General features: G+C 58.5%; 15 protein-coding genes and 1 tRNA gene. 5 read left to right on the forward strand and 11 right to left on the reverse strand.

Annotated elements, in window-relative coordinates; genetic code table 11:
• Window positions 1–13: 13 nt before the first annotated feature.
• Window positions 14–1,576 (forward strand): RagB/SusD family nutrient uptake outer membrane protein, encoded by a 1,563-nt coding sequence (locus GO988_RS06810; RefSeq protein ID WP_157563455.1) that lies wholly within the window; start codon window positions 14–16, stop codon window positions 1,574–1,576.
• 277 nt (window positions 1,577–1,853) lie between these two features.
• Here the strand turns inward: GO988_RS06810 and GO988_RS06815 are convergent.
• From GO988_RS06815 to GO988_RS23735, 7 genes are all read right to left on the reverse strand, one after another.
• Window positions 1,854–1,927, reverse strand: a tRNA-Asn gene (locus tag GO988_RS06815).
• 107 nt (window positions 1,928–2,034) lie between these two features.
• Window positions 2,035–2,478, reverse strand: coding sequence for a Rieske (2Fe-2S) protein (locus GO988_RS06820; protein WP_157563458.1), 444 nt, complete (start codon window positions 2,476–2,478; stop codon window positions 2,035–2,037).
• Window positions 2,479–2,561: 83 nt separating this feature from the next.
• On the reverse strand, window positions 2,562–3,539 hold the full coding sequence (ftsY, locus tag GO988_RS06825; RefSeq protein WP_157563461.1) for a signal recognition particle-docking protein FtsY: 978 nt from the start codon (window positions 3,537–3,539) through the stop codon (window positions 2,562–2,564).
• A gap of 180 nt (window positions 3,540–3,719) precedes the next feature.
• Window positions 3,720–3,875: a DUF4295 domain-containing protein gene (locus GO988_RS06830; protein ID WP_157563464.1), complete on the reverse strand. Its 156-nt coding sequence runs from the start codon at window positions 3,873–3,875 to the stop codon at window positions 3,720–3,722.
• Window positions 3,876–3,884: 9 nt separating this feature from the next.
• Complete coding sequence (gene rpmG, locus GO988_RS06835) at window positions 3,885–4,067, reverse strand: 50S ribosomal protein L33 (protein WP_133659579.1); 183 nt, start codon at window positions 4,065–4,067, stop codon at window positions 3,885–3,887.
• A 256-nt stretch (window positions 4,068–4,323) separates the two neighbouring features.
• Window positions 4,324–4,563: a 50S ribosomal protein L28 gene (gene rpmB / locus GO988_RS06840; RefSeq protein ID WP_068339669.1), complete on the reverse strand. Its 240-nt coding sequence runs from the start codon at window positions 4,561–4,563 to the stop codon at window positions 4,324–4,326.
• Between the two features lie 140 nt (window positions 4,564–4,703).
• Window positions 4,704–4,883 (reverse strand): DUF5522 domain-containing protein, encoded by a 180-nt coding sequence (locus GO988_RS23735; protein WP_198172552.1) that lies wholly within the window; start codon window positions 4,881–4,883, stop codon window positions 4,704–4,706.
• A 213-nt stretch (window positions 4,884–5,096) separates the two neighbouring features.
• On the opposite strand from GO988_RS23735, the gene rocD reads away from it, so the two are divergent.
• The 4 genes from rocD to GO988_RS06860 all read left to right on the forward strand — a co-directional run bounded on the left by rocD (window position 5,097) and on the right by GO988_RS06860 (window position 8,546).
• Window positions 5,097–6,353: an ornithine--oxo-acid transaminase gene (gene rocD / locus GO988_RS06845; protein ID WP_157563469.1), complete on the forward strand. Its 1,257-nt coding sequence runs from the start codon at window positions 5,097–5,099 to the stop codon at window positions 6,351–6,353.
• 12 nt (window positions 6,354–6,365) lie between these two features.
• Entirely contained in the window at window positions 6,366–6,893 is a 528-nt protein-coding gene (locus tag GO988_RS06850; protein ID WP_157563472.1) for a hypothetical protein, read from the forward strand.
• A gap of 145 nt (window positions 6,894–7,038) precedes the next feature.
• Window positions 7,039–8,031, forward strand: a complete 993-nt coding sequence (gene hemB / locus GO988_RS06855; protein ID WP_157563475.1) for a porphobilinogen synthase — start codon at window positions 7,039–7,041, stop codon at window positions 8,029–8,031.
• Between the two features lie 2 nt (window positions 8,032–8,033).
• Window positions 8,034–8,546, forward strand: a complete 513-nt coding sequence (locus GO988_RS06860; RefSeq protein ID WP_157563478.1) for a GNAT family N-acetyltransferase — start codon at window positions 8,034–8,036, stop codon at window positions 8,544–8,546.
• Here the strand turns inward: GO988_RS06860 and GO988_RS06865 are convergent.
• The 4 genes from GO988_RS06865 to GO988_RS06880 form a co-directional block, all read right to left on the reverse strand.
• Complete coding sequence (locus GO988_RS06865; protein ID WP_157563480.1) at window positions 8,543–9,223, reverse strand: hypothetical protein; 681 nt, start codon at window positions 9,221–9,223, stop codon at window positions 8,543–8,545. The genes GO988_RS06860 and GO988_RS06865 overlap by 4 nt on opposite strands.
• 55 nt (window positions 9,224–9,278) lie before the next feature.
• The gene (locus GO988_RS06870) at window positions 9,279–10,679 is read right to left on the reverse strand and encodes an APC family permease (protein WP_157563482.1); all 1,401 of its coding nucleotides are present in this window, start codon (window positions 10,677–10,679) and stop codon (window positions 9,279–9,281) included.
• A gap of 64 nt (window positions 10,680–10,743) precedes the next feature.
• Window positions 10,744–11,130 carry a DoxX family protein gene (locus tag GO988_RS06875; protein WP_157563483.1) on the reverse strand — a complete coding sequence of 129 codons (387 nt, stop codon included), beginning with the start codon at window positions 11,128–11,130 and terminating at the stop codon, window positions 10,744–10,746.
• A gap of 149 nt (window positions 11,131–11,279) precedes the next feature.
• Window positions 11,280–12,509 carry a Glu/Leu/Phe/Val dehydrogenase dimerization domain-containing protein gene (locus tag GO988_RS06880; protein WP_157563485.1) on the reverse strand — a complete coding sequence of 410 codons (1,230 nt, stop codon included), beginning with the start codon at window positions 12,507–12,509 and terminating at the stop codon, window positions 11,280–11,282.
• Window positions 12,510–12,551 lie beyond the last annotated feature (42 nt).

Below are 12,551 nucleotides of genomic sequence, written 5' to 3' on the forward strand. Positions count from 1 at the left end.
GCGCATTATTATTATGAAAAAGATACTCAGTGCAGCGGCCATGCTGGCCCTGCTGCAGCTAGCCGATAGCTGCAAGATTAACGAGGAGTTTCAGGGCGTGCTTACCCCCGACCAGATTGCCACCGGCAATGCGGCCTCGCTGCTCGAAGGCGCCTACACGGCCATGCGGAGCCCGTTTCAGGGGGCCACCCAGATTTTTGCCATGACGGAGGTGACCACCGACGAGCGCCTGATGCCCACCCGCTCCGGCGACTGGGACGATAATGGCAAGTGGCGCGCCCTGCACCTGCACAATTGGGACGCCAACCACCCTGAAATTCGGGATGCCTTCGCCAATCTGGGTGGGGTAATATTCGCGGCCAACGACGTGCTGCAAACCAAGTTTAACGCCACTGCCCAGCAGCAGGCCGAAGCACGCTTCATCCGCGCTTTTGCTACCTACTGGACGCTGGACCTCTACGACCAAGTGCCCTACCGCGAGCCCGGCGAAACGGTGGGCGTGCTGGCCCGCGTGCGCAAAGGCTCGGAGGCGCTCGACTATGTCATTAGTGAGGTAACGGCCGTTATCAACAACCTGCCCGATGGGCCGGCCTACCGGGCTAATAAGGACGCGGCCCGCTGCCTGCTCATGAAATGCTACCTCAACCGAGGGGTGTATGCCAACCGCCAGACGCCCACGTTTGCGGCAGCCGATATGAACCAGGTGATTACCCTGGCTGACCAGATTATCACCGGCAACCGCTATAAGTTTGCTAACAACTACTTCGACAACTTCGCCCCCGACAACACCAACATCGGCACGGAAAACATCTTTACCGAGCAGAATATCGGCGGGGTGAGCAGCGGGGCGCAGTACGATTTATGGCGCTTCATCTCGCACTACAATATGGTGCCCAGCGGCTACAACGGCCCGTGTGCCCTGCCGACTTTCTACGACACGTTTGGAGCTAACGACATCCGCCGCGGCACGGTGTATACCTATACCAACGGGCCGGCTAACCCCGGAAAGCGCCAAAACGTGGGCTTCCTCATTGGGCAGCAATACAACCTGATTACGGACAAGGCCCTTACCGACCGCAGCGGCGCGCCGCTAGCCTTCACCCGGGCGGTGAGTATCATCGAACTCGGCGCCAACCTGGAGGTAACCGGCATCCGACCTATGAAATACCCGCCCGATTTCACCAACAACGCCTCGGGCGCGATTGACAACGACATGGTGCACTTCCGCCTGCCCGACGTGCTGCTGATGAAGGCCGAAGCCATTTTGCGCGGCGGCACCGGCACCACGGCCGGCACCTACGGCAGCACGCCGCTAGCCTTGGTCAACTCTATTCGTACCAATGCCTCTCGTAGTGCCGGCGCCCTGGCCGCCGTGGATTTGCCCACGCTCTACGCCGAGCGCGGCCGCGAGCTGTATCTGGAGCAGTGGCGCCGCCAGGATATGGTGCGCTTCGGCACGTTCCTGGGTCCCATCGAGCAAGGCCCCACGAGCAGCGACCCCAAATATCTCATCTTCCCCATCCCGAATCAGCAATTAGCAGTGAACCCAAACCTCACTCAGAACCCAGGATACTAGGCAAATGATTGGCGGCTCCTCGGGGCTCAGCTATCGCACACACAAAAAGCCGTCAGTTTTGCTTCTGGCCTAGCCTAAGCAAGACTGACGGCTTTTTGTGCCTCTACCCTTTCTACCTAAGCAAACGCTCAACGGTTAGCACTGTAATTTGAACAAAGCTAACCTAATATTTTAGGTGGTTTGCTACGCGCAAAACAGTTCAAAAGGGGCACTGACGGGCGCACTAACAAAAAACCCTTTGTAAATACGTGATTTACAAAGGGTTTTTCTCTAAAAGCGCTCCCTCCTGGGCTCGAACCAGGGACCCTCTGATTAACAGTCAGATGCTCTAACCGGCTGAGCTAAGGAAGCTAATAGTATTCCGAAACCGGCGCTTTCGGGCTGCAAAGATAGGGACGCCTTTTTTAGGAAAACAAGCTCTTCAGATAATTTTCCCTATTTTTTGAACAATATTTTTCTTAGTTCGTGATTGTCAACAAGCTACCACTCATGCTAACTGCATATTGGCGGAGCGAACGAGTAGCCGGCCCGCCGGACACCGTACCATTCAAGTCAAACTGTGAGGTGCAGCAGGAATCCCGGAAGAATAAGTGTGAGCTGCGGTCGAGTGTCACGGTAGCGCAGGTGTTGTAGGGCTGGTAGGGGCAGTTGCGCTCAAAAGCGAAGTACGTAGTGGCGTTGCGGCGCACCACATAGATGCCCTTGACCCCGCCGCCGTTCAGGCCCGTAGGTGGCAGGGTTACTACCCCATTGTCGAAGCGCAGGGCTTGGTTTTGCTGGTCGCGCAGGTCGAGCTGCACATTTACGGGCACAGAAGGAATAGTAGACGACGTGTCGGTGCCCGAGCTACAGGCAGCTAGCAGCCCGCTGGCTAGCAAGCCAACCCAAAGAAGAATCCGCATGAGGAATAGAAAAGGAGTAGCCGCCAAACGCACAAAACCGCCCGGTAGTTTACCGGGCGGTTTTATTCAAGCGTTGTTGGCCGTTATTTTTTAAAAAGGGAGTTCACAAACGTGTGGCGGTCAAACAACTGTAAGTCCGTCATCTTCTCTCCTACCCCTATGTAACGCACTGGGATGCTAAACTGGTCGCTAATGCCGATTACTACCCCCCCTTTAGCCGTGCCATCGAGCTTGGTGATGGCCAGGGCCGTAACCTCAGTAGCGCGGGTAAACTCCTTGGCTTGCAAGAAAGCATTTTGGCCCGTGCTGCCATCCAGCACTAGTAGTACTTCGTGCGGCGCCTCTGGAATAACCTTTTGCATGACGCGCTTAATTTTGCTGAGCTCGTTCATCAGGTTCACTTTGTTGTGCAGGCGGCCGGCGGTGTCGATAATCACCACGTCGGCACCCATTTCCACGCCCTTCTGCACGGCGTCGTAGGCCACAGAGGCGGGGTCGGTGTTCATGCCGTGCGAAATAACCGGTACGCCCACCCGCTGGCCCCACACGATAAGTTGGTCTACGGCCGCCGCCCGAAAAGTGTCGGCGGCACCCAGCACCACCTTCTTGCCCGCCGAGTGAAAGCGGTGCGCCAGCTTGCCAATGGTAGTTGTTTTGCCCACACCGTTTACGCCTACCACCATGATTACGAATGGGTGGCCAGGGCTATCAGGCCGGTCCAGAATAGCGCGCGAGCCCGTGGTTTCGGTATTGGCATCGAGTAAGCCCACTATCTCCTCGCGCAGGATGCGGTCCAGCTCGTTGGTACTCACGTATTTGTCGCGGGCCACGCGCTTCTCAATGCGGTCGATAACTTTCACGGTCGTATCGATGCCTACATCGGCGTGCACGAGCAGCGTTTCGAGGTCGTCGAGCACGGCCTCGTCCACGGTGCTTTTGCCCACCACTGCTTTGCTGAGCTGGTCGAAGAAATTGGTCTTCGTTTTCTGCAACCCTTCGTCGAGGGCTTGCTGCTGCTCTTTACTATCCTTGTCTTTCTTAAAGAAGTCGAAAAGACCCATATACCTGCTGTGTCATGCGGCGCCTACGAAGCATCTTACCACGTTCGCAACGCTCGGGTGGGGCAATCTGACGAAAGTAGCCATGATAAGATGCTTCTGGCGCCAGCCTGACAAAATTGTTAAACACGAAAAAAGTCCCACGAAGGTGGGACTTTTTTCGTGTTTAAGTGCTGGGGCAACTTATTTGCCGGCCAGTACTTCTTGTACTTTATCTACGGGTACCATTTCCTCCTTGAAGGTATAGGCACCAGTTTTTTCCGAGCGTACGGCGCGAATCACTTTCGCCCAATCTTTGCCCGTGGCAGTTTTCAGGGTTGCTACTACTTTCTTAGCCATGACGCAGGGTTATTTAATTTCCTTGTGAACAGTCATTTTACGCAGAATCGGGTTGAATTTCTTCAGCTCGATGCGCTCGGGGGTGTTCTTACGGTTCTTGGTGGTGATGTAGCGCGAGGTGCCCGGCATGCCCGAGTTTTTGTGCTCGGTGCACTCCATGATAACCTGCACCCGGTTTCCTTTCTTGGCCATCGTGACGGGGGGTTTAATTTTTGATTTTAGGACTGCAAAGGTACGGCTTTTTCAGGAAAATACCAAGTAGTGTGCAGGCAGTCTGTAAGAAAGCTGCTGTTGCGCATTCTTTTTGGCTACTTAATTACTCCGTGGCTCTTGCTGAAATGACAAGGCCAGGGCCGGCTCACATTTCTTAGCTAAGAAATGCGGGCCGGCCCTGGCAGCACTATCACTGGCCTGTGACTGACCGCCGAAACGGCGGCTAAATCAGCAACTAGTAAACGATAAAGCCTTGCTCTTTGGCCTTCTTCAAGGTGGCCATAATGCCATTCTTGTTGATGGTGCGGATGGTCGAAGCGGCTACTTTCAGCGTTACCCAAGCATCTTGCTCGGGGATGTAGAAGCGCTTTTTCTGCAAGTTGGGGTAGAACTTACGCTTGGTCTTGTTGTTGGCGTGCGACACGTTGTTACCCACGCGGGTACGCTTGCCGGTCAAATCACAAACTCGGGCCATGATATCGAAGGGTTAGATGATGCTATGCTATTCCGAAACGGGCCGCAAATATCGGAAAAATTCAGCCAACTACCAAATCAATTGAGCATGAGGCATGCGTAATTTGGAATAGCTACCAGTAACTTACCTTGTTCCCTGGCTCATTCTGCCTTCTTACTTTTTTTCCAGGGGCAGTGGCGACAGCCATTGCCGCAGCAAAAACCCCGGCGCCGGTGGTACTGCTCGGTGAAAACGAGGTAGCCTTCGGGGGTGTAATAAAAATCGTCTGGCTGAAGTGGCTGAGCCGCAAAAGCGGCGAGCCGCGGGTCGGCAGGGGGCATAGGCCGAAAATTACGGCGCGCTCAGTTATATAAGTCGCCGCTAGCCGGCACTGCAGAGCGGAAATAGCCCCCAGTAATGCCGAACTCGCCAGCAATTTGCTTACAACCAGCGTCTTAACGTACTTTTCCGCGACCCACAAGGTACTTGTGCCAGCCGCAGGCGGCGCTTCCTCGTAAACTTACAGCGTATTCAAGTTTAGCCATTGCTCTCTTATGTCAACGTCCACGCCTGCCCCTACCCCCCTTGCTTCACAAGCTGAGCGCTTTATGCAGCTCGAAGACCAGTACGGCGCCCACAACTACCATCCCCTACCCGTGGTGCTGACGCGGGGCCGCGGGGTGCATCTTTGGGATGTGAAGGGCAAGCAATACCTCGACTTTTTATCGGCTTATTCGGCTGTGAACCAAGGCCATTGCCACCCACGTATTATTGAAGCTCTCACGGAGCAGGCACAGCGCCTAACCCTCACGAGTCGAGCGTTTTTCAACGACCGGCTGGGCGCCGCCGAGCAGCAGCTGTGCGAGTTCTTTGGCTATGATAAGGCGCTGCTGATGAATTCCGGGGCTGAAGCCGTAGAAACTGCCCTTAAGCTGGCCCGGAAGTGGGGTTATCAAGAGAAGGGCATCGCGCCCAACCAAGCACTTATTGTAGTAGCCGAGCACAACTTCCACGGGCGTACTACGGGCATTATTTCTTTCAGCACCGATGCTGATAGCACGGGTGGGTTTGGCCCCTTTGTGCCGGGCTACCAAGTGGTGCCCTATGACGACATTGAAGCGCTGGCCGAAGCCCTGAAAAACCCGCACGTGTGCGGCTTTTTGGTCGAGCCCATCCAGGGTGAGGCGGGGGTAGTGGTGCCCAGCGAAGGCTACCTGGCCAAAGTTGCCGAGCTGTGCAATGCGCACAATGTGCTGCTCATTACCGATGAAATTCAGACTGGGCTGGGCCGCACGGGCAAACTGCTAGCAGCTGACTATGACGAAGTTCGAGGCGACATCCTCATTTTAGGCAAAGCCCTGAGCGGCGGGGTACTACCGGTGTCGGCGGTGCTGGCCAGCGACATTATTATGCTCACGATTCAGCCGGGGCAGCACGGCTCTACGTTTGGCGGCAACCCGCTGGCTTGCGCGGTTATGCAAGCGGCACTAGATGTGGTGCAGGACGAAAACCTGGCCGATAATGCCTTCCGGCTGGGTGAAATATTTCGCGAGGAGATGCGCCACGTGCAGGCCCAGCGCCCCGACCTCATCGACTTGGTGCGGGGTAGGGGCTTGCTTAACGCGGTGGTTATCAACCCTACCCCCGACGGCCGCACCGCCTGGGATGTGTGCGTGCGCTTGATGGAGCGCGGCCTGCTAGCCAAGCCCACGCACGGCGACATTATTCGCTTTGCGCCGCCGCTTGTCATCACCGAAAATGAGCTGCGTGATGCCTGCCAGTTGATTGCCGACGTACTACTGGCTTTCTAACCTCCTCCCTTCATGAAAAAACTCTTATTCCTGGCTGGCGTGCTGCTGGCTGGCTGTCGCAGCGAGCAAGTAGCGTTTCACTTTCAGCCAGTGGCTTCGACGGCGGTAGCGACCAAACCAAGAGCCGTGGCCCCCGCTGAAGCGCCGGAAGCGCCTGCGCCCGTAAGCAGCAGCGCGGCCCTACCCCCCCCGACCGAGCCGAGCCACCCTGCAACAGCCCCAACGCAACCGCTGCGCCAGCGGTCGGTGGCCAAGCTGACGCAGGCCCTACCCCCCTTGGCAACGGCGACGGTGCCCATGCGGGCGGCGCGGCGCCTGGCCCAGCACCTCCATCGGCAGCAGGCCCGGGGTGGAGCGGCCGAAAGTGGCCTGGGTAATATTGGGTTGTTTTTTATTGGGGTGGTGCTGGCCGTGTTGGCGGGCTTGGCCGCGCTGGTGAACGTCATTTTTGGCGTGGGCTTTTTTACGGCGCTGGGCTACACCGCGGCGGGGCTAGTAGTGCTGGGCGTGTTGTATTTGCTGCTGAGCGGCAAAAAATAGGCTTCTTTTCTGTGGTGCGGCGGGCTTGCTGCTGCGCATCTGGCTGCTTTACTGGGCCGGCGCTTAACCTTTTTGGCCCCGTTGCTGGTTATAGGCGCATTGATTCACCGCGGCACCGCGGCTTTTACTTCGAGTTTGCTTTTCTATGCCCATTCTTCCCACGCACCGCCCCCGCCGCAACCGTAAGTCGCAGGTAATCCGCGACATGATACAGGAAACGCGGCTCACGGCGCACGATTTTATTTACCCCGTTTTTGTAGTTGAAGGTCAAAACCAACGTCTAGAAGTGAAGTCGATGCCCGGCGTATACCGCTACTCGGCCGACCGTATTATCGACGAAATTGGCTCGGCCGTAGCACTGGGCATCAACGCTTTCGCGCCCTTCCCTGGCCTGAGCGACGCGGTGAAAGACCCGCTGGCGCGCGAATCGACCAACCTAGACGGGCTCTACCTGAAAACGGTAGCCGACATCAAGCGGCAGTTTCCGGATGTGGTCATCATGACCGACGTGGCGATGGACCCATACTCCTCCGACGGCCACGATGGGGTAGTAAATGCCGAAACGGGCGAAATCTTGAACGACGCTTCACTAGAGATTCTAGGCCAGATGGCCCTGGCACAAGCCCGCGCCGGCGCCGACATCATCGGGCCCTCGGACATGATGGATGGCCGCGTGGCCTGGATACGCGAAGTGCTGGATAGCAACGCGTTCAGCCACGTGAGCATCATGAGCTACACGGCCAAGTACGCGTCGGCGTTCTACGGCCCGTTCCGCGATGCGCTGGACTCGGCCCCCAAGAAAGGCGACAAAAAAAGCTACCAGATGAACCCCGCCAACCGCCTAGAAGCCCTACGCGAGTTGGCTCTCGACGAAGCAGAAGGCGCTGATATGGTGATGATTAAGCCAGCCCTGAGCTACCTCGATATAATTCGGGAAGTGAAAAACCACACGAATTTGCCCGTGACGGCCTACAACGTGAGCGGTGAGTATGCCCTCATCAAAGCGGCGGCCCAAAATGGCTGGGTGGATGGCGAAAAGACGATGATGGAAGTGCTCATGAGCATCAAGCGCGCTGGCGCCGACGCCATCCTTACTTACTTCGCCAAAGAAGCAGCTGAGGTGCTGCGCTGGGGGTAGGCATGGCTACTGACGTAACGATTCGCCGCGCCACGGTGGCCGATTTGCCGGCCATCGTGGCGCTGGTGCAAGCGGTAGTGCCGCTGATGAACGCCAGTGGCAATTTTCAATGGACGGCGGAGTACCCCAACGAGGCGGTATTTGGGCAAGATATTGAGCAGCAGCACTTGTGGGTGGCCGAACTGGCCGGCCAGCTAGCTGGCGTGGCCGCCCTCACCCAAGACCAAGATGCGGAATACGCCGATGCCGACTGGGACGCCGCCGAGGCAGCCGTAGTCACGCACCGCCTGGCGGTGGCGCCCTCGGCCCAGGGCAAGGGGGTAGCGCAGGCGCTGCTGGCGCAGGCCGAACACGAGGCGCGGGCGCTGGGCCTGCGCACGTTGCGCGTGGATACTAACTCCGAAAATGCGGCTACCCAACGACTTTTCCCGAAGCTGGGCTACCGGTTTGCGGGCGAAATAAAGCTGGCGTTTCGGCCGGGACTGCGTTTTTTTTGCTACGAAAAGCAGCTTTAAGGCAGGTGCGGCACGGGAAAATCCTTGCCTACCATCTTGCTGAATTGCTCTTCCAGGCTGGCTTCGTTGAGTGGGTTGCGCTGCTCGGTGGGCGGCGTGCGCGCATAGTACACAATGGCGTGCTGCTGACTGTCGTAAATGAACAAGTACAAGCTGGATTTTACCCCGATTACTGTTTGTTTCAGCGTTTGGCTCAGCAATAGGTTCGGGTCATAGCCCACTGGTACTTGCCACTTTGTGCGGACTGGTAGCCACAGAATGCCGCGGCCCGCCACCATCATAGCATAGCGCTGACCATGAGCGCCTAACAGGTAATCAAGCACCGGCAACGCGGCACCGCCGGCCAGCTGCTGGTGGCGCTCAATGCCGTCAATAGCCCTATAAATCTCGCTTCTGCCCTGCTGAAATAGCGAGTCGGGTAGCGTTATTTCGTCGCGCAGCCGCAGCTGAAACCGGTGCCGGACCATCAGCTTATGCAGCATCTGCACCGATAAATTGGTAGCTGACTCCTCCACTACCATCGGCTGATTGAGCGGGCTAATGGCCACAACTGACTGCGGCGTCACGAAGGCGACATCTTGCAGCGCAGCCGGCTTAAAACCAGCCCGCACGAAGGTTAGGGAGGTGCACGAAGCCAGCGCTGCGGCCAGCAAAACCCAGGTCAATAACTGGCGCATAGCTCGTTGCAGTGTTGGGTAAGGGTAGGAACGTGCAAGTATACCCATAATGTAGCTATTGCTCAAACGGCCAGCGGCCCAGTCGGCGGCTCCAGAGCAGAAACGCGATGGTGCCGAGCGCCATCATGCCCACGGCGGCCAGCTGAAAGTAGAGCTTAAAATGCACGCCGCCCCAGTTGACTTCGACCGGCGCAATGCCCGCAAACACGGCCAGCCACACAAGTATCGCCACGAGAACGGGCAGGGGGTAGAGCGGCATTTTGAAGGGCAGCGTGCTGGTGCCACGCCGGCGCCGCAGCAGTATCAGCCCCACCGCCTGGCCCACAAACTGCACCAAAATGCGCATGGCCAGGATGGCCGAGATGACTTCGCCCAGCCGAAATAGCAAGCTAAACACAAACCCTACCCCCCCTAGCAGCAGCAACGATACGTAGGGGAACTGCTTGGTAGGGTGCAGTTTCGCAAAAACGGGCAGAAACTCGCCATCGGCCGCCGCCGCGTAGGGGATGCGCGAGTAGCCCAGCAGCACCGCAAACAGCGACGCAAACGCCACCAGCAGCACCAGCCCCGTGGCCACGGTGGCCGCCGCGGGCCCATACAGGCGCTCCACAAACACGCTCACAATAAACTGCGACTTGTCGCCGGCGCCGGCCTGCCACGCCTGCACTTCCTGCCACGGAATGACGGTGCCCACGCTCCAGTTGAGCAATAAATACAGCGCCGCAATGCCCAGAATACTCAGGAAAATACTGCGCGGAATCACGCGCTCGGGGCCTTTTATTTCGGCGCCCAAGTGGCATACATTGTAGTAGCCGAGGTAGGAATAAATGGTTTTGACCGCCGACTGGCCCATGGCGGCCGATAGCAGCAGGGCCGGCAGGGCCCCTACCCCCCCTGCGGGCAATAAGGCCACCGGGTGGTTGGGGTGCGTGAGACCGCCAAAAATCAGCCAGCCCATGAGGCCCAGTACGCCTACCCACAGCGCCACCCCCAGCTTGCCAATGTCCTCGATGCGGCGGTAGAGCAGCACAATTAGCAATAACACCACACTGCCAGCCACGGCTTTAGGCTGCCACCACTCGGGCATGGGCACTAGGTAGCTGAAGTACTGCGCAAAGCCAATGGCGCCCGAAGCCAGCACCAGTGGCGACTGAATGAGCGTTTGCCACACGTAGAGAAACGACATGTAACGGCCCCATTTCTGCTCGCCGTAGGCCAGCTTGAGGAAGCGGTACGAGCCCCCCGCCTCGGGGTAGGCCGCGCCCAACTCGCTCCAAATGAGGCCATCGACGGAGGCCAGCGCTGCCCCCACCAACCAGGCCAACAAGAAGTTGGGACCCATGAAACCCATCACCAGCGGCAGGGTCACGAAGGGCCCGATGCCCACCATATCAATCATGTTGAGGGCGGTGGCTTGCACCAGGCCCAAACGGCGCTGTAGAGAAGGTTGCGACATTAGGTAGCGGTTAGCTCCTAGCTGATAGCTGGGAGCACTAGCAAGCAAAACTAACCGCCAATAGTTATCGGCTGGCGGGCTTGGCCGCGTGCCACACCCCCCACATCAGCAGCGGCTGGAGGGGTAAGCGCGCCCACGCCACCCAGGCCGGGATGTGCAACTGTGCCTGAATTTGAAGCATATACACATTGGCCGGAAACACTGCCAGCAACAGCGCCAGCAGCCCCCAAGCCGCCCAGCGCCGGGTAGCGGGCAGCAGCAAACCCAGGCCGCCCGCCACCTCGGCCACGCCGCTTAGCAGCACCAGCAGCCGGGGCGCAGGCAGCGCGGGCGGCATAATGCGCAGGTAGGTTTCGGGCTTGAGGAAGTGCAGCAGGCCCGCGCCCACGAAGAGCAGCGCCAGCAGGTAAAGGGACCAAGGGCGACGGGACAGGGGACGGGCGTTAATCATAGAAAAAGAACTTCATGCTGACGACAGGAAGCCTCGCGCGTGCAGCAGTAAGCTCCTACGTCAGCAACGGTACGAACGAGAGGTTTTCTGTCGTCGGCATGACGTTCTTTTTGACTCGTGTGGCTGCTGCTTGCGTTACTAGGCGCTGGCTACACCAGTTGCCGCAGGGCCATCTCAAATGAACGCTGGGCGATACCCGTGGGCTCGGCGCTTTGGCGACGCGTGCGGGCCAGGGCGGCCTCGATGATGCGCGAGGTATCTTGAAAAATGGCTTGGTCGGTAATTTCGGCGCCCGTTTCCATGAGGTAAGCAAACACGCGCGCCATGCCGCAGTTGGCGATAAAATCGGGGATGACGGCGCAGTGTGCGTCGGCCCACTCGCCGGTGGGGCCAAAGAAAATGGCCGGGTCGGCAAAGGGCACGTTGGCCCCGCACGAAATGACTTCGAGGCCGGCCGCCACCAGGGCTTCTACCTGCGGCTGCGTCACGAGGCGCGACGCGGCAGCGGGCACAAAAATCTCGGCGCCGGCACTCCACGCACGGGCGTTTACTTCGGCAAACGACAGTAAGCCAGGCGCGTGCAGCGCATTGCCAGCGCGGTTCAAAAACAGCTCGCGCACCTCCTCCAGGCTCAGGCCTTCGGAGCGCAGCAGCCCGCCCGCCCGGTCGATGATACCCACGATGTGGGCGCCCTGGCTGGCCAGGTAGTAGGCGGCCGCCGCGCCCACGTTGCCCCAGCCCTGAATGAGCACGCGCTTGCCCGCCACGGCCCTACCTCCCCACAGGGCGTAGTAGTGCCGCACGGCCTCGGCCACGCCGTAGCCGGTAATAAGGTCGGCCACGGTGTACTTGCGGGCCAGGCTCGGCGTGAAGGTGGCATCTTCGAGCACCTTTACTACGCCTTGGCGCAGCTGGCCCAGCTTCTGAATTTTTTGGGGCTCGGTGGCGCGGTAGTGGCCATTGACTACCCCCTCCTGCGGGTGCCAGAGGCCGTAGTCTTCGGTGAGGGGAATTACTTCGTGAATCTCGTCCACGTTGAGGTCGCCACCGGTACCGTAATACGCTTTCAGCAGCGGGATTACGGCCTTGTACCAGCGCTCTAGCACGCCGCGCTTGCGGGGGTCTTGGGGGTCGAAGTTGATGCCTGACTTCGCCCCGCCAATGGCCGGGCCCGACACGGTAAACTTCACCTCCATCGTCTTGGCCAGGCTTTCAACCTCGCGCTTGTCGAGGCCTTTGCGCATGCGCGTGCCGCCCCCCGCGGCCCCGCCCCGCAGCGAATTAATAACAATCCAGCCTTCGGCTTCGGTTTCGGAATCTTTCCACTCAAAGACGATTTCGGGACGCTTTTGCTCAAACTGAGCCAATAATTCTTTCATGAAAATCAATAACTTACTAAAAAGCGGGCCGGCTTACGTAGC

The sequence above is a fragment of the Hymenobacter ginkgonis genome, from assembly GCF_009755225.1.
GTDB classification, from domain to species: domain Bacteria; phylum Bacteroidota; class Bacteroidia; order Cytophagales; family Hymenobacteraceae; genus Hymenobacter; species Hymenobacter ginkgonis.